We start from the raw sequence: 21865 nt of genomic DNA, 5'->3' as shown, positions 1-21865 counted from the left end.
AATGATGAAAAAGCCTGCCGTCCTTTTGACGCCCCTTGTCGCCGTCTTCACCACCACGCTGCTTTTGGCCCCCGCACGCGCCGACGATTTTCCGTCCGTCATTTCGGTGAGCGGCGAAGCCAGGATTTCCGCGGCGCCCGATCTCGCGCAGATCGACGCCGGCGTCGCCAATGACGCCAAGTCGGCGAAGGAGGCTTCCGACGCCAACAACGCGGCGATGGGCAAGGTGCTGCTGGCGTTGAAGGGCGCCGGCATCGCCGAGAAGGATTATCAGACCTCGCGCCTGTCGCTGCAGCCGCAATACGGCCAGAACAAATCCACCGGCGCCTCGCCCGTGGTCGGCTTCCGCGCCTCCAACCGTGTCACCGTGAAAATTCGCGACGTGACCAAGGTCGCCGGCATTATCGACACGCTGGTCAGCGCCGGTGCCAACGACATCGGTAATATCTCGTTCGAGGTGACGCAGGCCTCAAAACTACTCGATGATGCGCGCGAGCAGGCGGTCGCCGATGCCCGCCGCAAGGCGGAGATCTACACCAAGGCTGCTGGCGTGACGCTGGGTGCGCCGCTCAGCGTCACCGAGGGCGGCGGCCCGGTGCCGCTGTTCAAGGGCCGCATGGCGGCGGCTCCGATGGCTGCACCCGCAGCCGTCGCGCCCGGCGAGGAGACGCTGTCGGTGACGGTGAATGTGAGCTGGGCGATCAAGCCGGGGCAGTAGCGAGCTTCGTAAAGGGCACACTGCCGCAGCAATTTCATTCGTCGTCCTGGCGAAAGCCAGGACCCATTACCCCAGGGCGTAGTTGCAGCGCGAGCTGGTAACAACGAGTCTTCGCCAAACCACTCTTTGTGGTAATGGGTCCTGGATCAGCGCTCGCTCCGCTCGCTTGTCCAGGACGACGAGTTTTATGCGTGGCAAGAGCTAAATCTCCACCACCTGCCCGGGCATCATCGCCACGAACCGCTGTTGCGGGATCTTCGCGGCATCGAGCGCTTCGACCAGCGCCTTTGCCGGCGCATCGATCGCCTCATCCGTCAGCTGGAACGTGCCGTGATGATGCCCGAGCGCTTGCTGCGCGCCGCAATCCGCGAGCGCCTTCACGGCATCTTCCGGATTCATGTGCTGGTCACGCATGAACCAGCGCGGCTCGTAGGCGCCGATGGGAAGGATCGCGAGCCGCAACGGCCCATGCTTCTCCGCGACGCGTCGAAAATGCCTGCCATCGCCATAGCCGGAATCGCAGACGACGTAGATCTTGCCGGCCGGCGTCTCCAGCACGAAGCTCGCCCATAGGGCCTTGTTGCGATCGAACACGCCGCGCGCGGTCCAGTGCCGGGTCGGGACCAGATGCACGGCGATGCCGCCACCGAGTTCGACGCGGTCGTGCCAGTCGAACCCTTCCACCTTGATCGCAGGATCGGAGCTGCGCATCGTGACGTCGTTGCCGAGCGGGGTGACGACGCGCGGGGCAAAATTCTTGGCGAGCCGCGACAGCGTCGCGATGTCCAGATGATCGTAGTGCCCGTGCGAGACCAGCACGACATCGATCTTCGGCAAATGATCGAAAGAAATGCCGGGATCGTTGTGCCGCTTCGGCCCGGCCCAGGCGACGGGCGAGGCCCGCACCGACCAGACGGGATCGACCAGGATGTTGAGGCCGCCGGTCTGGATCAGCCAGCTGGCATGGCCGACGAAAGAGAGCCGCACCTTGTCGCCGTCGACACGCGCCGGCGGGGTGTCGGCGTGTGGACTGGGAACCCAATCCGGCCATCTCGCGCGCTGCCGCTTGCCGCCGAATTGCCAGCGCAGCACCTCTCGAAGCGATTTCGGCGGTGCACCGTCGGGATCGAAAAAGTGCAGACCGTTGAAATGGTCGGAGGCGGGACCATCATAGGTTTTCATGCGGGACATCCAAAGGGACGGAACACCGACCAGCGCGCCGGCACCGGCAAGCAGTCCGAACACGCGGCGGCGGGTGATCGGCACGGCGGGCTTTTAGGGATGGTAGCGGAGAAAGGTCATCGCCTTCTATATGGGCGAAGCCCTGGGAAAAGGAACCGGCCGGCAAAAGGGTCACATTTTCAGGACCTTGCCCTGGCAGGAGCGTCCCGGCACCCTAACTTTCCTTGACTTTTGGGCGTGAGCGGCGTTTAACCCCGCCACTTTCTCGGAAAGGCTTTCTTTTCGACCCGCCGACTGGCCCTGGAGGCCGGAGGTCAACGCCCGACAGCGCTGTGCGCCCTCGGGCGCAAAGGTGTTTGGACTTTCTTCTCCCTCGCCCCGCTCTTGCGGGGAGAGGGTCGGGGTGAGGGGCTCTCTCCGCGTGTGATGCGCGTAGATGGTCCCGTACCCCCTCACCCGCCGCGCAAGTACGCGGCGACCTCTCCCCGCAGGCGGGGAGAGGTAAAAAAGGACAACGGCATTGTTCGACAATCTGTCGGAACGGCTTGGCGGAATTCTCGATCGTCTGACGGGGCGCGGTGCGCTGACCGAAAAGGACGTCGATGCCGCGATGCGCGAGGTGCGCCGCGCGCTGCTGGAGGCCGACGTCGCCTTGGAGGTGGTGCGCAGCTTCACCGAGCGCGTGCGCGAGCAGGCGATCGGCGCCACCGTCGTCAAGTCGGTCACACCCGGCCAGATGGTGGTCAAGATCGTCCATGACGAGCTGATCAACACGCTCGGCGCCGAAGGCCAGACCATCGACGTCAATGCCGTGCCGCCGGTGTCGATCATGATGGTCGGCCTGCAAGGCTCGGGTAAGACCACCACCACCGCCAAGCTCGCCCGCCGCCTGGTCCAGCGCGACAAGCGCAAGGTGCTGATGGCCTCGCTCGACGTCTACCGCCCGGCGGCGATGGAGCAGCTGGCCGTGCTCGGCCGCGATCTCGACATTCCGACCCTGCCGATCGTGACGGGCCAGCAGCCGCCGCAGATCGCGAAGCGCGCGCTGGAAGCCGGCAAGCTCGGCGGCTACGACATCGTGCTGCTCGATACCGCCGGCCGCACCACGCTCGACGAAGAGATGATGGCGGAGGCAGCCGCGATCAAAGCCGCGGCCAACCCGCATGAAGTGCTGCTGGTCGCAGACAGCCTCACCGGCCAGGATGCCGTGAATCTCGCGCGCTCGTTCGATCAGCGCGTCGGCCTCACCGGCATCGTGCTGACCCGCGTCGATGGCGACGGCCGCGGCGGCGCCGCGCTGTCGATGCGCGCGGTCACCGGCAAGCCGATCAAGCTGATCGGCACCGGTGAAAAGACCGACGCGCTGGAGGACTTCCATCCCGATCGTATCGCCGGCCGTATCCTCGGCATGGGCGACGTGGTCTCGCTGGTCGAACGCGCCGCCGCCAACATCGACGCCGAGAAGGCCGCGCGCACCGCCGAACGCATGCGCAAGGGTCAGTTCGACCTCAACGACATGCGCGAGCAGCTGTTGCAGATGTCGAACATGGGCGGCATCAGCGGGCTGATGGGCATGATGCCCGGCATCTCCAAGATGAAGAACCAGATCGCGGCCGCTGGGATCGACGACAAGATCCTGAAGCGCCAGGTCGCGATCATCGATTCCATGACGCGCGACGAGCGTCGTCATCCCGACTTGCTGAAAGCAAGCCGCAAGAAGCGCATCGCCGCGGGTTCTGGCCAGAGCGTCGAGCACGTCAACAAGCTCCTGAAGATGCACCGGAACATGGCCGACGTGATGAAGGCCATGGGCTCGGGCAAGCGCGGTCCGCTCGCCGGCATCGCGCAGGCGATGGGCTTTGGCGGCGGCATGAAGATGCCGTCTCCCGAAGAGATAAAGGCTCTTCAGGAAAAGATGCAGAGCGGCGGCGGACAGGGTCTGCCCAATCTGCCGAAGGATCTCCCTGCGGGCTTGCGCCAGGGCCTACCGAACCTTCCTGGTCTGACCGGACTGAGCGGCAAGCCGACGCTGCCGGGCCTCGGCGGTTTCCCGGGCAAAAAGAAATGAGGAATTCGTCGCGGGGGACCGCATCGGTCCCACGCAACGCGGAATACCAATCAACCGAACAAACCGTACTTTGAAGGAGAACTGAATGTCCGTCGTTATCCGCCTCGCCCGCGCAGGCACCAAGAAGCGTCCCGTCTATCACGTCGTCGTCGCCGATTCGCGCTTTCCGCGCGACGGCCGCTTCATCGAGCGTCTCGGCTATTTCAACCCGCTGCTGCCGAAGGACAACGAGGCGCGCCTCAAGCTCGACATGGAGAAGGTGAAGGCCTGGGTCGCCAAGGGCGCGCAGCCGTCGGACCGCGTGGCGCGTTTCCTCGACGCCGCCGGCGTCAAGAAGCGCGAAGCGCGCAACAACCCGCAGAAGGCCGTGCCGCGCAAGGAGCGCAAGGCGCAGGCCGAAGCCGCCGCGAAGGCGTAAGGCCAGACCATGTCGGCGCTGGTCTGCGTCGCGCGGATCGGCGCCGCGCATGGGGTGCGTGGTGCGGTCAAATTGTGGACCTTCACCGAAGATCCCTTTGCCATCAGACGCTACGGTCCGCTGCTGTCCAAGGACGGCAAGCGCCAGTTCGAAGTCGCGCAGGCGCGCGAGGCCAAAGGTCATCTGGTCGCAACGTTCAAGGGCGTCACGACCCGCGATGAGGCCGAGCGCCTCAACGGCATCGAGCTCTACGTTCCGCGCGACAAGCTGCCGGCGACCGACGAGGGCGAATATTACCACACCGACCTGATCGGGCTCGCCGCCGTCACCACGGATGGCGAGCCGCTCGGCCGCGTCGTCGCGATCCAGAATTTCGGCGCCGGCGACATCATCGAAATCGCCCCGCCCAAAGGCCCGACGCTGCTGCTGCCGTTCTCCAACGCGGTGGTGCCGGAGGTCGATCTTGCCGGCGGCCGTGTCGTGATCGCGCTGCCGCAGGAGATTGAGGGCGAGGACGAAAGCGACCTCCATCCTCCGGGTCGTCCCGGCCTAGTGCGCAAAGCGCACGGGAGCCGGGACCCATAACCACAGGCTTTGGTTTTTGGCTAAGCTGGCAGCTCCAGCCGTCGCAAAGCTGAGTGCGGTGGCTATGGGTCCCGGCCTTCGCCGGGACGACAACGACTGAGATCGAATGACCACCCCCTCACCCTGGCGCGCGACGGTGCTTACGCTGTTTCCGGACATGTTTCCGGGGCCGCTCGGCGTGAGCCTGGCTGGCCGGGCGCTGACGGGCGGGCTGTGGCAGCTTGAGGCACGGGACATCCGGGCCTCCGCCACCGACCGCCACCGCAGCGTCGACGACACCCCGGCTGGCGGCGGGCCGGGCATGGTGCTGCGGGCGGATGTTCTGGCCGCGGCCATCGATGCCGCTGAAATCAGCCCGCAGCGGCCGCGCTTGCTGATGAGCCCGCGCGGTCGGCCATTGACCCAGGCCCGGGTTGTGGAGCTGGCCAGGGGACCCGGCCCCCTGATCGTCTGCGGGCGGTTCGAGGGGGTGGACCAGCGGGTGATCGACGGGCGCGGCCTGGAGGAGGTCTCGATCGGCGATTACGTGCTATCCGGGGGCGAAATCGCGGCCATGGCCCTGATCGACGCCTGCATCCGGCTGCTGCCGGGGGTGATGGGCAAGGAGGCCTCTGGAACCGAGGAAAGTTTTTCGGACGGCCTGCTCGAATACCCCCAATACACTCGCCCGCAGCTGTTCGAGGGGGCTCCGATCCCGGAGATCCTGACCTCCGGCGACCACGCCAAGGTCGCCAGCTGGCGGCGGGCTGAATCCGAGGCCCTGACGGCGGCCCGGCGGCCCGATTTGTGGGCCCAGATCCCGAGCAAGACCCCGAATCGGGCCGGCCGCCAAAAAACGCCAAAAAACAAGACAGACGGGTGACAAACGCTCCGGCTTGCCTTATAGGAGCGGCCACATCCGCAATGGCTGGATAGACGAATTTCGCGCAGCCCCCGTTTCGAAGGCTGGGCGCGCCGATGGAGATTTACCCATGAACCTGATCAAGCAGCTCGAGCAGGAGCAATTCGACAAGCTGTCCGCCAGCAAGGACATCCCGGAATTCGCCCCCGGCGACACCGTGATCGTCAACGTGAAGGTCGTCGAAGGCGACCGCACCCGCGTGCAGGCCTATGAGGGCGTCTGCATCGGCCGTTCCGGCGGTGGCCTCAACGAGAGCTTCACCGTGCGCAAGATCTCCTATGGCGAGGGCGTCGAGCGCGTGTTCCCGCTGCTCTCCCCGATGATCGACTCGATCAAGGTGGTGCGCCGCGGCAAGGTGCGTCGCGCCAAGCTCTATTACCTCCGCAACCTTCGCGGCAAGTCGGCCCGCATCGTCGAGAAGCAGGACCGCCAGGCTGCCGTCGGCGAGTAAGCATCGCCACCAGGCAAGTTCTAGAAAGCGCGGGGCTCGGCTCCGCGCTTTTTTGTTTTGCCCGGCTGTCTGTCCTCGTCATTGCGAGCGCAGCGAAGCAATCCAGACTGTCTCCGCAGATGCATTTCTGGATTGCTTCGCTGCGCTCGCAATGACGAATTCGAAACTCTCGCGCTTTTACCGCTGCATGCTATATAGCTTCTAGAATGTTTCCAGATCTGACCAGCCTCGCCCCCGTCAAGCGCATCGTCATCGACGATCGCTCGCGGCTGCCTGGCCGGTTCTTCGGACGCTTCGCGACCTCGGCAACGTCAGAGCTTACGCGCGCAGCCTAAAAGCTGCGCTGACGATTTGTTGCCCGCGCGCCAGGCGCGCACATCCGCTTACACATTCTTCGGAGCTTAAGCTCATGTCCAAGCCGACCACGTTGTATGACAAGATCTGGAACGACCATCTGGTGCACGAAGCCGAGGACGGCACCTGCCTGCTTTATATCGATCGCCACCTGGTGCACGAGGTGACCTCGCCGCAGGCTTTCGAAGGCCTGCGCGCGACGGGTCGCAAGGTGCACGCGCCCGAGAAGACGCTCGCCGTCGTCGACCACAACGTGCCGACCACCGATCGCACCAAGCCGAACCCGGATCCTGAAAGCATCGAGCAGATCAAGGCGCTGGCCGAGAACGCCAAGGAATTCGGCATCGAATATTACAACGAGTTCGACAAGCGCCAGGGCATCGTCCACGTCATCGGCCCCGAGCAGGGTTTTACGCTGCCCGGCACCACCATCGTCTGTGGTGACAGCCACACCTCGACGCATGGCGCGTTCGGCGCGCTCGCGCACGGCATCGGCACTTCCGAGGTCGAGCACGTGCTGGCGACGCAGACGCTGATCCAGAAGAAGGCCAAGAACATGCGCGTCACTGTCGATGGCAAATTGCCTGATGGCGTGACGGGCAAGGACATCATCCTGGCCATCATCGGCGAGATCGGCACCGCGGGCGGCACCGGCTACGTCCTGGAATATGCGGGCGACGCGATCCGTGCGCTCAGTATGGAAGGCCGCATGACGGTCTGCAACATGTCGATCGAAGGCGGCGCGCGGGCCGGTCTCGTCGCACCCGACCAGAAGGCCTACGACTTCCTGCGCGAGCGCCCGAAGGCGCCAAAGGGCGCGGCCTGGGACGAGGCGATGCGCTACTGGGAGAAACTGCGCTCCGACGAGGGCGCGCATTTCGACCACGAGCTGCGCCTCGACGCCGCAAAGCTGCCGCCGATCGTGACCTGGGGCACCAGCCCCGAGGACGTCATCTCCGTGACCGGCATCGTGCCCGACCCCGACAAGATCGCGGACGAAGCCAAGCGCATCTCCAAGCATCGCGCCCTGAAGTATATGGGCCTGACGGCGGGCACGAAGATCACCGACATCAAGCTCGATCGCGTCTTCATCGGCTCCTGCACCAACGGCCGCATCGAGGATTTGCGCGCGGCAGCGAAGATTGCTGAAGGCAAGACCGTTTCAGCGAACGTCAACGCCATGGTGGTGCCGGGCTCCGGCATCGTGAAGGAGCAGGCCGAAGCTGAGGGTCTCGACAAGATCTTCATCAAGGCCGGCTTCGAATGGCGCGAGCCGGGCTGCTCGATGTGCCTTGCCATGAACCCGGACAAGCTGAAGCCGGAAGAGCGCTGCGCCTCGACCTCGAACCGCAACTTCGAGGGCCGCCAGGGTTTCAAGGGCCGCACGCATCTGGTGTCGCCGGCAATGGCGGCGGCGGCCGCGATCGCCGGTCACTTCGTCGACGTCAGGGACTGGCGGTAAGCTGCTCCCTGCAATTGTAGCGATTACGGCAAGCCGCCGTTAATCCGCGTCGCCCACATTCTCGTCCTCGCGACGGTTTCGCGAGGACGCAAGCCATGGCCAACAAGCCGGAATATGTCGATCTGATCAGCGAGGCCACGCGCCAGCACCGCCGGCGCGCAACGCCGCTGCGCGTCGTCGCCAAGCCCGAGGTCGAGGAAGCCTCAAAGCTCAGCCGCTGGCCGCCGGCGATGTTCAGGCAATGGAAGCTCGAGAATTTGATGCGGTGGAAATCCGCGTCGTGGAAGTTGAAGGATTGGCTTTAAAGGGCGCCGCTGAGGCGCCCTTTGCATTTCGATCGTGCTCACCAATAGCGGTACGGATAGTGCCAGCGAGGCCAGCGGCAGACGCGGCGCGGACCGTAATAGGTCCAGATGATCCGGCAGCGGCGCGGATAGTGATAGTAGGGATAATAGCCGCCGTAATAATAGCGCCGGTGGAAGTGACGATAGCCGTAATGGGGGCGATAGATCCCGTAGCGATGATAGCCGCCATAGTGACGAAATCCGCCGTAACGATAGCCACCGCCGTGAAAGGCCGGCGCGGCGCGGAAGCCGCCGCCATGGAAGCCACCAAAATGTCCGCCGCCACCGCGGAAACCTCCGCCATGAAAACCGCCACCATGTCCGCCGTGCCCGCCGCCGCCGTGGCGAACCTGCGTGACGAGATCGTCGGCCGCAGCCTTCGTCCCAGGCGACGTCGCCGGATTGATCAAGGTAAGTGCTTCAGCACGGCGCGCACTGCCGGCCGACAGCATCAATGTCGTGGCGGCCGCGATCCCGAGCAAGCGCATCGGGCTTGCCTTGAGACCCAATATCCTCAGCATGGAATCCTCCCTGAATCTGGACAGCGCATTGCGACGCGACGTCTCGGCCGCGCCAAACGCTGTTCAATTGCGGTCGCTCCCTAGATTAAACTGAGGAGAGCGATGTGAACGCCCCATGAATGAACGACGCTGGGCTCCGCGATGCGACGCAGTGCCGCGAGGTCAGGAGTTTTTGGAAATGACTGTCTATGCGATTGCGCAATTGAAGATGACGGACCGCGCGGCCTATGACCGCTATCAGGCGCGGTTCTTCGACGTGTTCAAGAAGTATGGCGGCAAGCTGCTCGCGACGGACGAACAGCCGCGCGTGCTCGAAGGCGTATGGCCGCATGACAAGCTTGTCATGATGTCGTTCCCCGATGTGGCTGCGTTCCTCGCCTTCTCGAATGCGCCCGACTACGAGGACATCTCGCGCGATCGCAAAGCGGGTGCGCAGGCGACGGTGCTGCTGGTCAGGGGATTTGCGCCTGCTGGCTAACGCGGCGGCGTCACCAGAAGGGCCCGTAGCCGAACACGAACGGGGCGGGCACGCCGTAGGGATAGGGACGGTAGTAGACCGGCCGTGCGTAATAGCGTGGATCATGGCGTGCAGCAGGCCGCGCAATGTCATGGGCGCGCGCTTGTTGTCGCACATCGAAAACCGCGATCCCCGCCGAGGCCTCCGGTATCGTCGCCCTTGACGCCGCGGAAGCGCGAGGCAGGCCGGCGGCGAGCGCAACGGCAACAACGAATATGATCCATCTCGCCATGACGATCCTACAAGGCACCGCGTTGTTCGCCGGCGCGGGCCTCAGCCGCGGCGCCAGTAGCAGCTCACACGCGGCACGATCACCGTGCCGCTCGGCCGGTACTCCTGCACATAGGTGGCGTTGCACACGCGGACTGCGTCGGGACCGGGATTGTAGCGCGGATAGACGCCGTCCGGGCTGTAATAGGGCGTGACGCGCAAGCGCGCCGGGGGCCGCCTGCGTGGCGGGGGAACGTCGTCCGGTGAGGCCGCCTGGGCGAGACGGATCTCGGGGCCAGCGGTCTGGACTTGAGTTTGGGCTTGGGCGCCAACGCAAAACTGCAAAAACAACCCCATGCACAGTAGCGTCAGCGCTGTTTTCGCTCGCATTTTTCCGCCCACCCGAAACATTCCCATTTAAGGCCCCACGCTCCCCGTTTTGACGGCGCTCGTCAACCTCGCCGCGCTTATAAAGCGGGATGCATCGCTGCGGAACCCGCGCTAGTTTACGCGAACCGTACCCACGTCGCTCGGAAACGCTTTAGAAGAGGCCCATGTGGACGGAATTGAAAGCGCCCTCGCTGGCCGAGATGGAAGCGACGGCGCATGACATCTTCGAGCGCCTGCCGGCGGAGTTTCGCAGGCTCTGCGAGGGCGTCATCATCCGCGTCGACGACTTCCCGACCGAGGAGGTCCTCGACGAGATGGAGTGCGAGAGCGAGTTCGACCTGCTCGGCCTGTTCCAGGGCATCGGCCTGCCGCAGCAGAGCCTTGGCGACGTGGCGCGGCTGCCCAACATGGTCTGGCTCTACCGCCGGCCGATCCTGGACTATTGGGCCGAGCACGACGAGACCCTCGGCCACATCGTCCGCCATGTCCTGATCCACGAGATCGGCCACCATTTCGGTCTGTCGGACGACGATATGGCCGCGATTGAGGCTCGGGCGGACTAGAGCGAGCCGGATTGATCGCGTCACCACAGCGGCGGTGCGCTCCCTCCCCGCTTGCGGGGGAGGGCCGGGGAGAGGGTGTCTCCTCAACGGGACACTCCCCCAGAGGAGAGAACCCTCTCCCGCAAGCGGGAGAGGTGAAGTCCCGACCCCGCACCAGTCCAGCCTCAACCCTCGCAAGCCGGAGAGGTAAGGCAGCCCTGCCGAATTCGGCCTAGGATTCGGGCCCCGATCGCGATAAACACCTGTTCCCCTAGACCCATCCGGGAAAGCGCAACCATGGACAAGTTCACCACGCTGGAAGGCGTCGCGGCGCCGCTGAAGATCATCAATGTCGACACCGACATGATCATTCCGAAGCAGTACCTGAAGACCATCAAGCGCACCGGCCTTGGCAAGGGGCTCTTCTCCGAGCAGCGCTACAAGGACGACGGCAGCGAGAATCCGGATTTCGTCCTCAACCAGCCCGCCTATCGCAATTCGAAGGTGCTGGTCGCCGGCGACAATTTCGGCTGCGGCTCGAGCCGCGAGCACGCGCCCTGGGCGCTGCTCGACTTTGGCATCCGCTGCGTGATCTCGACCTCGTTCGGCGACATCTTCTACAACAACTGCTTCAAGAACGGCATTCTGCCGATCCGCGTCAGCCAGGAAGACCTCGACAAGCTGTTCGACGACGCCGAGCGCGGCGCCAATGCGACGCTGACGATCGACCTGCCCAACCAGGAGATCCGCGGCCCCGACGGCGGTAAGGTCAAGTTCGAGATCGACCCCTTCCGCAAGCACTGCTTGATCAACGGCCTCGACGACATCGGCCTCACCATGGAGAAGAAGGCCTCGATCGACACCTACGAGGACAAGCTCAAGCGCGAGCGCGCCTGGGCCTGAGATCGCGTTTCTGGTTCGAGCCCCGGTGCTGACGGCGCCGGGGCTTTTTCTTTGCTCTGACTATCCTTATAGCTCGCGCATGCTGCCCGACATCGTCACCTTCTGGCATGGCCCGATGGACGCCCTGCGCCAGACCTGTCTGCGCTCGCAGTTGGCTGCCGGCCACAAGGTCACGGTCTATAGCTTCGACACCATTCCCGGTCTGCCCGCGGGCATCGCGAATGCGGATGCCGAGGCGATCCTGCCGCACGCGTTCTCTGAAAGGCTGCGGCCGCCGCAGCCGGACGGCAGCTGGCGCGACTGGACCACGCTGCAGTTCAGCGACTTCTTCCGCATGAAGCTGATGGCGAAAGGCCTCGGCCTGTGGCTCGACGCCGACGTGCTGCTGCTGAGGCCCGTCGAGATCGATCCGGCAAAGCCCTATTTCGCCTGGGAGCGGCCGCGCCAGCTTGGCAATTCCGTGATCTACCTTCCGCCGGAGCACGGCATCGTCGCCGCCTTCGAGGAGCTGATGGAGCAGGAGGAGCTGACGCCGAACTGGCTGTCCGTGCGCCATCGCATCACCTTCATGATGCGCCGTCTGCGCGGCGGCTCGAACCGCCTCTCCGACATCCGCGTTGCGATCTACGGGCCGGCAGCGCTCACCGCGCTCGCGCGCCGCACCGGCGAGCTGGCTTGCGCGTTGCCGAAGCAGTCGTTCTACGCCGTGCATGCCGAACCAAAACTGTTCTTCGACCCCTCGAGCTATCTCGGCCTCGTCACCAACCCCGAGATCATCGGCCTGCACATCTCGCCCAAGGGCCGCGGCGGCGAAAAGCCGATTCCGGGCAGCCTGTATGCGTGGGCGACGGAGCGGTTCGGGTAGTTGCCGCGGAGGCAGTGCGCTCCCTCTCCCGCTTGCGGGAGAGGGTTGGGGAGAGGGTGTCTCCACAAGCGCGCCGGACGATGCTTCGCATCGCCCGGGACGCGCCGACCACTCCCGCAAGCGGGAGAGGTTAAGCACCCCGAGCTTCCAGTTTGATCCAGCGCAACGCGCTCCTGCACCATTGTGCCTAATCTTGCTCCAACTCCACGACCCCAACGGAGCTTTCCATGAGCACCGCAAGCAGGCCCTATCCCATCGTCCAGGACCTCATCGAGTCCTTTGCCGGCTGGCTGAAGCATCGCCGCGAGATGAACGAGATGCGGCAGCTCGATCGCGCCGATTTCAACCGGATCGCCAGCGATCTCAGGATCGCGCCTGACGATCTGGAGGAGCTCGTTCGCCACGGCAAGCACGCCGCCGACGAATTGCCGAAGATGCTGGAGCAACTCGGCATCAACGCCGAAGGGCTCGGCCGCGCACAGCCGCTGCTGCTGCGCGACATGGAGCGGGTCTGCTCGCTCTGCAACCAGAAGGGTCAGTGCGACCGCGATCTCGCTGAAGGCACTGCCGCGGAGAACTATCACGGCTACTGCGCCAACGCCGCGACGCTGGAGTCGCTCGACCGCGCCGACGTCGCGCCACACTGACGCCAGCGCGGGAGATCTCGCTGGGGTGTGTACTTACGAGATCGAGGGCGTGGAGCTCTGCTGCAGCCTATAGCAGACCTCGTTCAGAGGTCCGAGCTGGGGCTCAAGGCCGACATCGCTATCCTATTCGATCGCCTCGTCGGGGCGGGCAGTTGCACCGGCAAGTCAGAAAATAGCGTTTCTCGCGAACCTCAGCGGCTACCCGATTGCCGGCGGATATCTTCCAAAATACCGCGCATCGCATCGATCTCTTTGCCGAAGCCTGCCCAATCACCGGATTTCAACCGCTCCATGGCCTGGTCGTAGTGCGTGAGCGCCTCCTGCGCGCGCGCTGCCGTGGAGGCTTCGGCGGGTGTTTCCGCGGTCACAGCCGACGCTGCCGGGGAAGGGCCGCTGTCCACGAAGAGTGCCGACAGGGCCTCGGCAAGCGTTTCCTTCATGACGACATGCTCACCATAGGCGGCAATCACTCGCTTGAGCTCCGGCAAATGTCCTTGCTCGGCCCGCAAATACAGCGGCGACACGTAGAGAATCGAATTCTCGATCGGGATCACGAGCAGATTTCCCCGGATCACCCGCGACCCCATCTGGTTCCACAGCGATATCTGCTGGGAGATCTCCGTGTTCTGATGAATTCGCGCCTCGATCTGGAACGGCCCGTAGACCAGCTTCTCTTTGGGAAATTCGTACACGATCAGCTTGCCATAGCCGGGCTCGTCGCAGCGCGCGGCAAGCCAAGCGATCATGTTGTCGCGGCGGCTCGGCACCATCGGGATCATGATGAAGAACTCGGCTTGCGCCTCTCCGGGCAGCCGCATGATGATGTAATAGGGGGCCATGGTGGTGATGCCGTCCATTGAAGAGACGCCATCACCGGCCGGTTGACGCGGAAATTGCCAGAGGTCCTCCCGGTTATAGAAAACATCGGCAGCTTCCATGTGGTAGGTCTGGAAAAGTCGCGCCTGGATCAGGAAGAGGTCTTCGGGATAACGAATGTGCTTCTGAAGATCGGACGGCATGGCCGCGAACGGCTTGAACAGGTCCGGGAAGATTCGCTGATAGGTCGCGGCGACCGGGTCGGCTGGGTCCATCAGGTAAAAATCGACGGTGCCGTTATAGGCGTCGATCACGACCTTCACTGAATTGCGGATATAATTGAGGTTGTAGCCGGGCGCAGGCTGTGCGTAGGGAAAATAATCGCTGGTCGTGTAGGCGTCCTGCATCCAGAACATCCTGCCCTCGCTGACGACCAGATAGGGATCGCGATCGAGAGAGAGGAACGGGGCGATCGTGCCCACCCGCTTCTGGATGTTGCGCCGGATCATGATCCGGCTGTCATCGCCGATGTAGTCTGACAGCAGCAGGTTCACATCGTTGAAATGGTGGGCGAAGATCAGCCTCCGCACCATGCCCGACAGCGGCACGCCGCCGGAGCCGTCATAGGACGCGTAGGCATTGTCCTTTCCCCTGGGATAATCGAATTCCGGCACGGTTCCCTTGACGATGACGTAGTCCTCAGTCTGCAGTCCGTAATAGATGCGCGGCTCGCGAATCGCGGGACCTCCATGTGCGACCGGAGGAATGTCGTCCAGATAGAGAAGCGGAAGTCCTTCGCCGCTCTTCTGGGTGACCGGACTCATCACCGCACCATTGCCGTGGGTGAACAGGATGTGGCGGTTGACCCAGGTCTGCGCGTTGGGTGGCAGCAGCGCGGAATTCAACTCGCGGCCTGAGATCATCACGCTTTGGTAGGTATCGCCGAACCAGTAACGATCGACATCGAGGTCGCGCAGTTTGTAATAGGTGCGAATCTCCTGCAGTTGAGCGTAAGTGTCGGCCAATGGTTGCCAATCCCACAGCCTTATATTTTCAATGGTAGCCTTGTTGGCCTCGAGCGCCCTCAAGGTCAGGTTCTGTTCCGCAGGGAACGGCTTCGGCACGATCCGATTGAGATTGTAGGCCTCCCGCGTCAGGGCAATGTTGCGTTCCATGTAAGGCCGCTCCCACGCCAACTCGTTCGGCCCGACGTAGAAGCGCTGAAACACTGCGGGGATGATGCCCGATAGCAGGAAAGCGCCGCCGAACAGCAGCACAATCGCGGCGGTGGGGAGGCGGTAGGTACGCACCCACAGGTTCGCGCATGCCGCCACAGCGGCGACGATCGAAAGTGCGATCAGCAGCCACAGGACCGGCAGTTCCACATTGACGTCGGTGAAGCCTGCGCCGACCACCACGCCGTTGTCGCCGTACAGCAGGAGATAGCGGTCGAGACTGTAGGACCACGCCTTCACGCCAAAGAAGAGGCCGAGAAGCGCCGAACCGTGCGAGATCGCCGCTGGTGATACTCGCTGCGCCCGGTCCTCGATGTCGCCGTGCACCCAGTAGATAAGCCCGGCGAGCAGCGCGCTCATGACGAGTGTCAGCAACGCCCAATTCTTAATGGCCACAAAGACGGGCAGGGAAAACAGGTAGAATCCGATATCCTTATCGTACAAGGGATCATTGGTGCCGTAGGGCACTTGATAGATGAAGCGCAGAAAAGTGCTCCAGTTGCCGGCTTCTCCCCAGCCGACAAGCAGAGCGACGAGGCCGCTACTAGCGGCGATCATGCTGCGCCACCGCAGCCGCTCGCGCAGGAATTCAAGCGGATCGGGCAGCGCCGTAGCGGCCACAAGCCTCGGGTCGAAGGCCGCGGGTAACCGGGTTCGGCGCCCGGCAAGGCCAAGTGCAAGGCGCGCGTTCGCCCACAAGATGGCGGCGGTCGCCGCGAAAACGACGAGGAAGACGGCGGCTTTCGCGCCGATTGTGGTCCAGAAGACCTGTTCGTAGCCGATCGACGAGAACCACATCCAGTCGACCAGGAAGTCGCCGACGAGAGCGAGCAGGATCAGGCCGATCGCGGCGATGATGGCCGCGATGATGAATCCCACCACGGCGCTTCGCCCTGGTGCCTTCCGTTCGGGTCCGGAAATCCCGATCGTCATAGTAACATTATAGCAGAACGACAGACGTGGCGCGCCTGTCACGGGGCGCCGCACCTGCTTTTTGCTCCGCAGTCCTAGAACACGCGGATACCCGCAACAGGCTGCGCGCCGACCTCGGGAGGACGCGCGAAGTCTTGCGGAGCTGCGTGTTGTCCCCTGAAGCAACGCCGCTTTTTTGAGCGTGCGCCCTAGCCTTTCCCCATCACCGCGATCGCGTCTGCGATCTCGATCGTGCGCCGAGCCATGTCGGCGTGCAGGCGTTCCACCATGGCGCCGTCGAGCCGGATCGCGCCACGCGAGACGTTCTCCGGCAATTCGAACGCCGCGATGATTTTCCGCGCGCGCGCGACTTCCTCTTCGGGTGGGGTGAAGATCGCGTTGCAGGCATCGATCTGCGAGGGATGGATCAGCGTCTTGCCGTCGAAACCGAGATCGCGCCCTTGCGCGCATTCGGTGGCAAAGCCGTCGGAATTGGCGATGTCGCTATAGGGCCCGTCGAGGATTTCGAGGCCGTGGGCGCGCGTTGCCAGGATGCAATGGGTGATCATCGGGATCATCGCGGCGCGGCCCGGCAGCATCTTGATGCGGGTCTCGCGCGAAATATCGTTCGGGCCGAACACGAAGCCTGAAAGGCGGCTCGATGGATCGCGGCCGGCGGCGGCCAGCTCCTCGGCATGGAGCACGGCGCGCGCGGTCTCGATCATGGCCCAGACTTTCACGGTCGGCGCGGCGCCAAGCTCGGCCAGCTTCCGGTCGATCGCGCCGAGATCTTCGATGCTTGAAACTTTTGGAACCAGGATGCCGTCCGGCGAAGCCTTGGCGGCCATCGCGACGTCGTCGGCCCACCAGGACGTGTCGAGGCCGTTGGTCCGGATCAGGATCTCGCGTTTGCCAAAACCCTTGGCCGCGATCGCGGCGGCAATGCCGTCGCGCGCCACCGCTTTGGCATCAGGAGCGACGGAATCCTCGAGATCGAGGATCAGGCCGTCGGCGGCGAGATTGCGCGCCTTTTCCAGCGCGCGGGGATTGGAGCCGGGCATGAACAGATGGCTGCGGCGCGGGCGGGTCATGCAAGCGTTCCTTCCTCGTCAGTCTTCTGACCGAAGCCGATAGCATTTGGCCTGCCTATTCGAAAGGCTTGTTCGCCCCTGCGGTCTATGATTAGGCATGGGTATGGTGACATTCCCGAAGCATTTGCTGGAAGGCTACGAGGCGTTCGCCACCCAGCGGCTGCCGGCCGAGCAGACCCGCTACCGCGAGCTGTCGGTGAAGGGACAGTCGCCGGAAGTGATGGTAATCGGCTGCTGCGACAGCCGCGTCTCGCCCGAGGTGATCTTCGACGTCGGCCCCGGTGAATTGTTCGTCGTTCGTAACATCGCCAATCTGGTGCCGACCTACCAGCCCGACGAGAACGCACATGGCGTCTCGGCGGCGCTGGAATATGCGGTGACGGTGCTGAAGGTGAAGCACATCGTGGTGCTCGGCCACGCGCAATGCGGCGGCATCCGCGCCTTCGTCGACAAGATCGAGCCGCTGACGCCGGGCGACTTCATCGGCAAATGGATGCAGATGTTCATCAAGCCCGGCGAGGTGGTCGAGCAGCGCAACCACGAGACCATGGCGCAGTTCGTCGAGCGCATCGAGAAGGCCGCGGTGTTCCGCAGCCTCGAAAACCTGATGACGTTCCCGTTCGTGCATAAGGCGGTGGAGAGCGGCCAGATGCAGACCCACGGCGCCTATTTCGGCGTCGCAGAGGGATCGCTGTTCGTGCTGGATAAGGTCGCGAAGGAATTCAAGAACGCGCGAAGCGTGGCGTAAGCCACCGCTCTCGTAGGGTGGGCAAAGCCACCGGGTCGCGCGTACGCGCGCCCGATGACAGGCTCCGCGTGCCCACCACCTGTCGGAATCGGAAAGAATGGTGGGCACGGCGCGCGAAGAGCGCGCCTTTGCCCACCCTACGGCAGCTCGTTAGGCCGCCTTCTTTTTCGCGCTGATCAGCTTGCGGTTGATCAGCACTTCCGCGATCTGGATCGCGTTCAGCGCGGCGCCCTTGCGCAAATTGTCGGACACGCACCACAGCACGAGGCCGTTCTCGACCGTCGCGTCCTCGCGGATGCGGCTGATATAGGTGGCGTCCTCGCCGGCCGCTTCGTAAGGCGTGGCGTAGCCGCCGGGCTCCTGCTTGTCGATGACGAGGCAGCCCGGCGCCTTGCGCAAGATCTCGCGGGCTTCATCGGCTGTGATCGGGGTCTCGAACTCGATGTTGACGGCCTCGGAGTGGCCGACGAACACCGGCACGCGCACGCAGGTGGCGGAGAGCTTGATCTTGGGATCAAGGATCTTCTTGGTCTCCGCCATCATCTTCCACTCTTCCTTGGTGTAGCCGTCCTCCATGAACACGTCGATGTGGGGGATGACATTGAAGGCGATGCGCTTGGGGAATTTCTTCGCGATCAGCTCGTCGTTGGTGTAGACGGCCTTGGTCTGCGAGAACAATTCGTCCATCGCGTCCTTGCCGGCACCCGACACCGATTGATAGGTCGAGACCACGACGCGCTTGATCGTCGCCTTGTCGTGCAGCGGCTTGAGCGCAACGACGAGCTGCGCGGTCGAGCAGTTCGGGTTGGCGATGATGTTCTTCTTCTTGAAGCCTTCGGTCGCGCCCGCGTTCACCTCCGGCACGATCAGCGGCACGTCCGGATCCATGCGCCACGCCGAGGAATTGTCGATCACGACCGCGCCGGCGGCGCCGATCTGCGGCGACCATTCCTTCGAGACCGAGCCGCCAGCCGACATCAGGCAGATGTCGACGTCGGAGAAGTCGTAATGCTCGAGCGCTTTGACCTTCAGGGTACGGTCGCCATAGGAGACCTCGACGCCGACGCTGCGGCGTGACGCCAGGGCCACGACCTCGTCCGCGGGGAATTTGCGCTCATCCAGGATGTTGAGCATTTCCCGTCCGACATTGCCGGTCGCGCCGACGACTGCGACTTTGTAACCCATCGTTCACTCTCCGATGAAAAAGCCCGTTCCCGAAGCTGACGCTTAGACAGGAAGAGCAGCGCTTCTATGCGAGAACCGGCCTCAAGACAACGTTGGACCATGCCTGAAGGCCGTGGATGCAATCGCCTGAGGCCAGCACGGCCGTTAGCCCTACTCAGATCCATCTGGCGCTTGCAGCCTTTGCCGACGAGGTCATCGGCACGCTGGCGCACCTGATCGCCTATGTGGGGGCGCTCGCCCTGTTTGCCATCCTCGCGCTCGCGGCGCTCGGCCAGCTGCCTGACTTGCGCGACGATGAACCGGCGGACAAGCCGGGCTGGAGCGCGGCCGACCGCTCGCATCCGGCCTTCGTCGTCAGCCGGCTCGATTCATCAGAGAAAACAGCTTCTTACATCATCCTAAGGCATCCCGAAGGAGGCCGCCGGGACGTGCTGCGCTGGGCGAGCGAGGCCGACCAGCCCGTGGCCCAGCTCGAAATCTACCGGGAAGGCGGCGAGTTCGACGTAGCCCGTCCGGCGACTGCGGACCTGGCCGTCCAGATGGGCTTGAGCGCGGCCACCACGCTCGAGCAGGCCGGTCTGATCGACACCAAATTCGGCCCCGTCGCCCTGTTCCGGCCGGTCGGCGCGGCGGAGGGGACGCGGGCTTGCCTCGGCTTTCTCAAGCGCAGCGAGGAGCCGGCGCTCCAGATCTCCGGCTTCACCTGCCAGGGCGACACCCTGCCCGCCTGGCGCGCGGCGATCGCCTGCACGCTGAACCGGCTGACGCTGCTGACCTCGGGCAACGAACCCAGGCTGGCGGAATTGTTCGCCCATGCCGAGCTGAAGCGCCGCGCCTGCGATTCCCAGGGATCGTCAGGACCATCGGACTGGATGCTGGGCGCCGCGAACGCGCAATTGCGCGGGACGCTCTAGGCCGCATCAAGCTCAAGTGGCTGGTATTGATGCAACTTTTGCCGGCGCGCACGATTATTCCGGGCTGGTGTGACCCAATTGACCTAGTTGCATCCGCCCCGGCCGGGCTAGTATGGGGTGAAATCGACTGGCGGCCTGCCGCCTGAAGGGGACGTGATGAGCTTGAAATTCTCTGCGGCGAACACATTGGCGACCTGGCTTGCGGCGGGCGCCGTCATTGCCCTGTCGCTCGCGTCGCCGGCTTCGGCCGACACCAGGACCAAGCGCTATGACGAGCGCGGCCGGCCCTATTACGGACCGAGCGGCCCCAACGCGGTCTATCAGCAGGGCCGCACCCGCATCTATGTGAGCAAGCGCTCCTGGCTCGACGGCGGCACCGAGGTCAATCCGGGCGACCGCAAGTTCAGCGACTACGCCTTCCCGCCGGCGGTGGGCTATCCGTCCTTCGCCCGCGAGAACCTGAACCGCCCGATCGATCGCCAGCCGCTCTCGCCGCCCGCTGATGTCGGCGGCTACCCGCAGAATTTCCCGCTGTACTGAATCGGACGCAGGCATCGAATCAAAATGGCCGGGCTCACGCCCGGCCATTTTTTGTCGCGTAGCCCGGATGGAGCGAAGCGCAATCCGGGAAGTCTATCCACGAGGCGAGAACCCCAGATTTCGCTGCGCTCCATCCGGGCTACGGCTCTACCCGTGCAGCTTCTGCAATTCCTTCAGAATCGCTTCGCCCATCTGCGTGGTCGAGGCGGCGGTGGTGCCTTCCGACTTGATGTCGGCGGTGCGCAGGCCGCTGGCGAGCACGGCGGCGATGGCGGCATCGACCTTGTCGGCGAGATCGCCCATGTCGAAGGAGTAGCGCAGCGCCATGCCGAAGGACGAGATCATCGCGATCGGATTGGCGAGGCCCTTGCCGGCGATATCAGGGGCGGAGCCGTGCACCGGCTCGTACAGCGCCTTGCGCTTCTTGCTCTTGACGTCGACCTCGCCGAGCGAGGCCGAGGGCAGCATGCCGAGCGACCCCGTCAGCATCGCCGCGATGTCGGACAGCATGTCGCCAAACAGATTGTCGGTGACGATGACGTCGAACTGCTTCGGCCATTTCACCAGCATCATGCCGCCGGAATCGGCGAGCTGATGCTCGAGCGTGACGTCGGGGTATTCGCGCTTGTGGACTTGCGTGACGACCTCGTTCCAAAGCACGCCCGACTTCATGACGTTGCGCTTCTCCATCGACGTCACCTTGTTCTTGCGCTTTTTGGCAAGCTCGAAGGCGACGCGGGCGATGCGCTCGATCTCATAGGTGTCGTAGACCTGGGTATCGATGGCGCGCTTCTGGCCGTTGCCGAGATCGGTGATGGTCTTGGGCTCGCCGAAATAGACGCCGCCGGTGAGCTCGCGCACGATGACGATGTCGAGGCCCTCGACCGCCTCGCGCTTCAGGCTCGAAGCATCCGCCAGCGCCGGGTAGCACACGGCAGGACGCAGGTTGGCGAACAGAGCGAGATCCTTGCGCAGACGAAGCAGGCCGGCTTCGGGGCGCACCTCATAGGGCACCGCATCCCACTTGGGGCCACCGACCGCGCCGAAGATCACGGCGTCGGCGTCCTTGGCCTTGGCCATGTCGCCCTCGGAGATCGACACCTTGTGCGCGTCATAGGCCGCGCCGCCGACGAGGCCGGTGTCGGTCTCGAACTTGGCGATCCCGGCCGAATTGAGCCAGTCGATCAGCCGCTTCACCTCGCCCATCACCTCGGGGCCGATACCGTCGCCGGGAAGCAGCAGCAGTTTGTGGGTCGCCATGGTCGTTCCTCTCAGGTCGAATTCGGCCGGAGTGCTAGAGCGGCGTTGCGCGCTTGGCAAGACACCATTGCCGGGGAGCCGGCTGT

At 64.1% G+C, this 21865-nt stretch carries 24 protein-coding genes; 16 read left to right on the top strand and 8 right to left on the bottom strand.

Annotated features, from left to right (window positions below):
• The first annotated feature begins 4 nt into the window (after window positions 1-4).
• Window positions 5-718 carry an SIMPL domain-containing protein gene (locus tag ACR9YP_RS06100; RefSeq protein ID WP_438103609.1) on the top strand — a complete coding sequence of 238 codons (714 nt, stop codon included), beginning with the start codon at window positions 5-7 and terminating at the stop codon, window positions 716-718.
• 201 nt (window positions 719-919) lie between these two features.
• On the opposite strand, the gene ACR9YP_RS06095 is transcribed toward ACR9YP_RS06100, so the two are convergent.
• Window positions 920-1984: an MBL fold metallo-hydrolase gene (locus ACR9YP_RS06095; RefSeq protein WP_438103610.1), complete on the bottom strand. Its 1065-nt coding sequence runs from the start codon at window positions 1982-1984 to the stop codon at window positions 920-922.
• Window positions 1985-2420: 436 nt separating this feature from the next.
• Between ACR9YP_RS06095 and ffh the strand changes: the two genes are divergently transcribed.
• The 7 genes from ffh (at window position 2421) to ACR9YP_RS06060 (ending at window position 8444) form a co-directional block, all read left to right on the top strand.
• Window positions 2421-3968: a signal recognition particle protein gene (ffh, locus tag ACR9YP_RS06090; RefSeq protein ID WP_438103611.1), complete on the top strand. Its 1548-nt coding sequence runs from the start codon at window positions 2421-2423 to the stop codon at window positions 3966-3968.
• 85 nt (window positions 3969-4053) lie between these two features.
• The gene (gene rpsP / locus ACR9YP_RS06085; protein WP_035702960.1) at window positions 4054-4386 is read left to right on the top strand and encodes a 30S ribosomal protein S16; all 333 of its coding nucleotides are present in this window, start codon (window positions 4054-4056) and stop codon (window positions 4384-4386) included.
• 9 nt (window positions 4387-4395) lie between these two features.
• Window positions 4396-4971: a ribosome maturation factor RimM gene (rimM, locus tag ACR9YP_RS06080; RefSeq protein WP_438103612.1), complete on the top strand. Its 576-nt coding sequence runs from the start codon at window positions 4396-4398 to the stop codon at window positions 4969-4971.
• A gap of 106 nt (window positions 4972-5077) precedes the next feature.
• Window positions 5078-5833 carry a tRNA (guanosine(37)-N1)-methyltransferase TrmD gene (trmD, locus tag ACR9YP_RS06075; RefSeq protein ID WP_438103613.1) on the top strand — a complete coding sequence of 252 codons (756 nt, stop codon included), beginning with the start codon at window positions 5078-5080 and terminating at the stop codon, window positions 5831-5833.
• A 109-nt stretch (window positions 5834-5942) separates the two neighbouring features.
• Window positions 5943-6323 carry a 50S ribosomal protein L19 gene (gene rplS / locus ACR9YP_RS06070; RefSeq protein WP_091893038.1) on the top strand — a complete coding sequence of 127 codons (381 nt, stop codon included), beginning with the start codon at window positions 5943-5945 and terminating at the stop codon, window positions 6321-6323.
• 409 nt (window positions 6324-6732) lie between these two features.
• A complete protein-coding gene (gene leuC / locus ACR9YP_RS06065) occupies window positions 6733-8139 on the top strand; it encodes a 3-isopropylmalate dehydratase large subunit (RefSeq protein WP_370990633.1) in 1407 nt (468 codons plus the stop codon).
• 95 nt (window positions 8140-8234) lie between these two features.
• Complete coding sequence (locus ACR9YP_RS06060; protein WP_438103614.1) at window positions 8235-8444, top strand: hypothetical protein; 210 nt, start codon at window positions 8235-8237, stop codon at window positions 8442-8444.
• A gap of 38 nt (window positions 8445-8482) precedes the next feature.
• Here ACR9YP_RS06060 and ACR9YP_RS06055 read toward each other — a convergent pair whose 3' ends face one another.
• Entirely contained in the window at window positions 8483-9004 is a 522-nt protein-coding gene (locus ACR9YP_RS06055) for a hypothetical protein (protein WP_438103615.1), read from the bottom strand.
• Window positions 9005-9182: 178 nt separating this feature from the next.
• Here ACR9YP_RS06055 and ACR9YP_RS06050 point away from each other — a divergent pair, with 178 nt between their 5' ends.
• A complete protein-coding gene (locus tag ACR9YP_RS06050) occupies window positions 9183-9482 on the top strand; it encodes a DUF1330 domain-containing protein (protein ID WP_474219212.1) in 300 nt (99 codons plus the stop codon).
• A 10-nt stretch (window positions 9483-9492) separates the two neighbouring features.
• Here the strand turns inward: ACR9YP_RS06050 and ACR9YP_RS06045 are convergent, their stop codons facing one another.
• Both ACR9YP_RS06045 and ACR9YP_RS06040 read right to left on the bottom strand, forming a co-directional pair.
• Complete coding sequence (locus ACR9YP_RS06045; protein WP_438103617.1) at window positions 9493-9753, bottom strand: hypothetical protein; 261 nt, start codon at window positions 9751-9753, stop codon at window positions 9493-9495.
• A 41-nt stretch (window positions 9754-9794) separates the two neighbouring features.
• Window positions 9795-10088, bottom strand: a complete 294-nt coding sequence (locus ACR9YP_RS06040) for a hypothetical protein (RefSeq protein WP_249761976.1) — start codon at window positions 10086-10088, stop codon at window positions 9795-9797.
• 197 nt (window positions 10089-10285) lie between these two features.
• On the opposite strand from ACR9YP_RS06040, the gene ACR9YP_RS06035 reads away from it, so the two are divergent.
• The 4 genes from ACR9YP_RS06035 to ACR9YP_RS06020 all read left to right on the top strand — a co-directional run bounded on the left by ACR9YP_RS06035 (window position 10286) and on the right by ACR9YP_RS06020 (window position 13078).
• A complete protein-coding gene (locus ACR9YP_RS06035; protein WP_438103618.1) occupies window positions 10286-10684 on the top strand; it encodes a metallopeptidase family protein in 399 nt (132 codons plus the stop codon).
• A 276-nt stretch (window positions 10685-10960) separates the two neighbouring features.
• On the top strand, window positions 10961-11566 hold the full coding sequence (leuD, locus tag ACR9YP_RS06030; RefSeq protein WP_028174900.1) for a 3-isopropylmalate dehydratase small subunit: 606 nt from the start codon (window positions 10961-10963) through the stop codon (window positions 11564-11566).
• Between the two features lie 79 nt (window positions 11567-11645).
• Window positions 11646-12431 (top strand): glycosyltransferase family 32 protein, encoded by a 786-nt coding sequence (locus ACR9YP_RS06025; RefSeq protein ID WP_370990638.1) that lies wholly within the window; start codon window positions 11646-11648, stop codon window positions 12429-12431.
• A gap of 227 nt (window positions 12432-12658) precedes the next feature.
• Window positions 12659-13078, top strand: a complete 420-nt coding sequence (locus ACR9YP_RS06020; protein WP_438103619.1) for a DUF6455 family protein — start codon at window positions 12659-12661, stop codon at window positions 13076-13078.
• Window positions 13079-13269: 191 nt separating this feature from the next.
• Here the strand turns inward: ACR9YP_RS06020 and ACR9YP_RS06015 are convergent, their stop codons facing one another.
• Together ACR9YP_RS06015 and ACR9YP_RS06010 are read right to left on the bottom strand one after the other, a co-directional pair.
• Window positions 13270-16062, bottom strand: a complete 2793-nt coding sequence (locus tag ACR9YP_RS06015) for a UPF0182 family membrane protein (protein ID WP_474219211.1) — start codon at window positions 16060-16062, stop codon at window positions 13270-13272.
• A 188-nt stretch (window positions 16063-16250) separates the two neighbouring features.
• Window positions 16251-17132 carry an HpcH/HpaI aldolase/citrate lyase family protein gene (locus tag ACR9YP_RS06010; protein ID WP_370990641.1) on the bottom strand — a complete coding sequence of 294 codons (882 nt, stop codon included), beginning with the start codon at window positions 17130-17132 and terminating at the stop codon, window positions 16251-16253.
• 103 nt (window positions 17133-17235) lie between these two features.
• Between ACR9YP_RS06010 and ACR9YP_RS06005 the strand changes: the two genes are divergently transcribed.
• Entirely contained in the window at window positions 17236-17880 is a 645-nt protein-coding gene (locus ACR9YP_RS06005) for a carbonic anhydrase (RefSeq protein ID WP_438110459.1), read from the top strand.
• 150 nt (window positions 17881-18030) lie between these two features.
• Here the strand turns inward: ACR9YP_RS06005 and ACR9YP_RS06000 are convergent, their stop codons facing one another.
• Window positions 18031-19065 carry an aspartate-semialdehyde dehydrogenase gene (locus ACR9YP_RS06000; RefSeq protein ID WP_438103620.1) on the bottom strand — a complete coding sequence of 345 codons (1035 nt, stop codon included), beginning with the start codon at window positions 19063-19065 and terminating at the stop codon, window positions 18031-18033.
• Window positions 19066-19181: 116 nt separating this feature from the next.
• On the opposite strand from ACR9YP_RS06000, the gene ACR9YP_RS05995 reads away from it, so the two are divergent.
• Both ACR9YP_RS05995 and ACR9YP_RS05990 read left to right on the top strand, forming a co-directional pair.
• Window positions 19182-19979, top strand: coding sequence for a hypothetical protein (locus ACR9YP_RS05995; protein WP_438103621.1), 798 nt, complete (start codon window positions 19182-19184; stop codon window positions 19977-19979).
• Between the two features lie 156 nt (window positions 19980-20135).
• Entirely contained in the window at window positions 20136-20519 is a 384-nt protein-coding gene (locus ACR9YP_RS05990; RefSeq protein ID WP_438103622.1) for a hypothetical protein, read from the top strand.
• Between the two features lie 147 nt (window positions 20520-20666).
• On the opposite strand, the gene leuB is transcribed toward ACR9YP_RS05990, so the two are convergent.
• Window positions 20667-21779, bottom strand: a complete 1113-nt coding sequence (gene leuB, locus ACR9YP_RS05985) for a 3-isopropylmalate dehydrogenase (RefSeq protein ID WP_091882962.1) — start codon at window positions 21777-21779, stop codon at window positions 20667-20669.
• Window positions 21780-21865 lie beyond the last annotated feature (86 nt).

The sequence above is a fragment of the Bradyrhizobium sp. BR14999 genome (assembly GCF_056106085.1).
The sequence above is the reverse complement of the archived record's forward strand: the minus strand, read 5'-3'. Positions and strand labels throughout refer to the sequence as shown.

What these genes read in the sequence shown, in the direction of transcription:
- ACR9YP_RS06100 (WP_438103609.1), top strand. Translation starts at nt 5, where the DNA reads ATGAAAAAGCCTGCCGTCCTTTTGACGCCCCTTGTCGCCGTCTTCACC.
- rpsP (WP_035702960.1), top strand. Translation starts at nt 4,054, where the DNA reads ATGTCCGTCGTTATCCGCCTCGCCCGCGCAGGCACCAAGAAGCGTCCC.
- rimM (WP_438103612.1), top strand. Translation starts at nt 4,396, where the DNA reads ATGTCGGCGCTGGTCTGCGTCGCGCGGATCGGCGCCGCGCATGGGGTG.
- trmD (WP_438103613.1), top strand. Translation starts at nt 5,078, where the DNA reads ATGACCACCCCCTCACCCTGGCGCGCGACGGTGCTTACGCTGTTTCCG.
- rplS (WP_091893038.1), top strand. Translation starts at nt 5,943, where the DNA reads ATGAACCTGATCAAGCAGCTCGAGCAGGAGCAATTCGACAAGCTGTCC.
- leuC (WP_370990633.1), top strand. Translation starts at nt 6,733, where the DNA reads ATGTCCAAGCCGACCACGTTGTATGACAAGATCTGGAACGACCATCTG.
- ACR9YP_RS06060 (WP_438103614.1), top strand. Translation starts at nt 8,235, where the DNA reads ATGGCCAACAAGCCGGAATATGTCGATCTGATCAGCGAGGCCACGCGC.
- ACR9YP_RS06055 (WP_438103615.1), bottom strand. Translation starts at nt 9,004, where the DNA reads ATGCTGAGGATATTGGGTCTCAAGGCAAGCCCGATGCGCTTGCTCGGG.
- ACR9YP_RS06050 (WP_474219212.1), top strand. Translation starts at nt 9,183, where the DNA reads ATGACTGTCTATGCGATTGCGCAATTGAAGATGACGGACCGCGCGGCC.
- ACR9YP_RS06045 (WP_438103617.1), bottom strand. Translation starts at nt 9,753, where the DNA reads ATGGCGAGATGGATCATATTCGTTGTTGCCGTTGCGCTCGCCGCCGGC.
- ACR9YP_RS06040 (WP_249761976.1), bottom strand. Translation starts at nt 10,088, where the DNA reads ATGGGGTTGTTTTTGCAGTTTTGCGTTGGCGCCCAAGCCCAAACTCAA.
- ACR9YP_RS06035 (WP_438103618.1), top strand. Translation starts at nt 10,286, where the DNA reads ATGTGGACGGAATTGAAAGCGCCCTCGCTGGCCGAGATGGAAGCGACG.
- leuD (WP_028174900.1), top strand. Translation starts at nt 10,961, where the DNA reads ATGGACAAGTTCACCACGCTGGAAGGCGTCGCGGCGCCGCTGAAGATC.
- ACR9YP_RS06025 (WP_370990638.1), top strand. Translation starts at nt 11,646, where the DNA reads ATGCTGCCCGACATCGTCACCTTCTGGCATGGCCCGATGGACGCCCTG.
- ACR9YP_RS06020 (WP_438103619.1), top strand. Translation starts at nt 12,659, where the DNA reads ATGAGCACCGCAAGCAGGCCCTATCCCATCGTCCAGGACCTCATCGAG.
- ACR9YP_RS06015 (WP_474219211.1), bottom strand. Translation starts at nt 16,062, where the DNA reads ATGACGATCGGGATTTCCGGACCCGAACGGAAGGCACCAGGGCGAAGC.
- ACR9YP_RS06010 (WP_370990641.1), bottom strand. Translation starts at nt 17,132, where the DNA reads ATGACCCGCCCGCGCCGCAGCCATCTGTTCATGCCCGGCTCCAATCCC.
- ACR9YP_RS06005 (WP_438110459.1), top strand. Translation starts at nt 17,236, where the DNA reads ATGGTGACATTCCCGAAGCATTTGCTGGAAGGCTACGAGGCGTTCGCC.
- ACR9YP_RS06000 (WP_438103620.1), bottom strand. Translation starts at nt 19,065, where the DNA reads ATGGGTTACAAAGTCGCAGTCGTCGGCGCGACCGGCAATGTCGGACGG.
- ACR9YP_RS05995 (WP_438103621.1), top strand. Translation starts at nt 19,182, where the DNA reads ATGCAATCGCCTGAGGCCAGCACGGCCGTTAGCCCTACTCAGATCCAT.
- ACR9YP_RS05990 (WP_438103622.1), top strand. Translation starts at nt 20,136, where the DNA reads ATGAGCTTGAAATTCTCTGCGGCGAACACATTGGCGACCTGGCTTGCG.
- leuB (WP_091882962.1), bottom strand. Translation starts at nt 21,779, where the DNA reads ATGGCGACCCACAAACTGCTGCTGCTTCCCGGCGACGGTATCGGCCCC.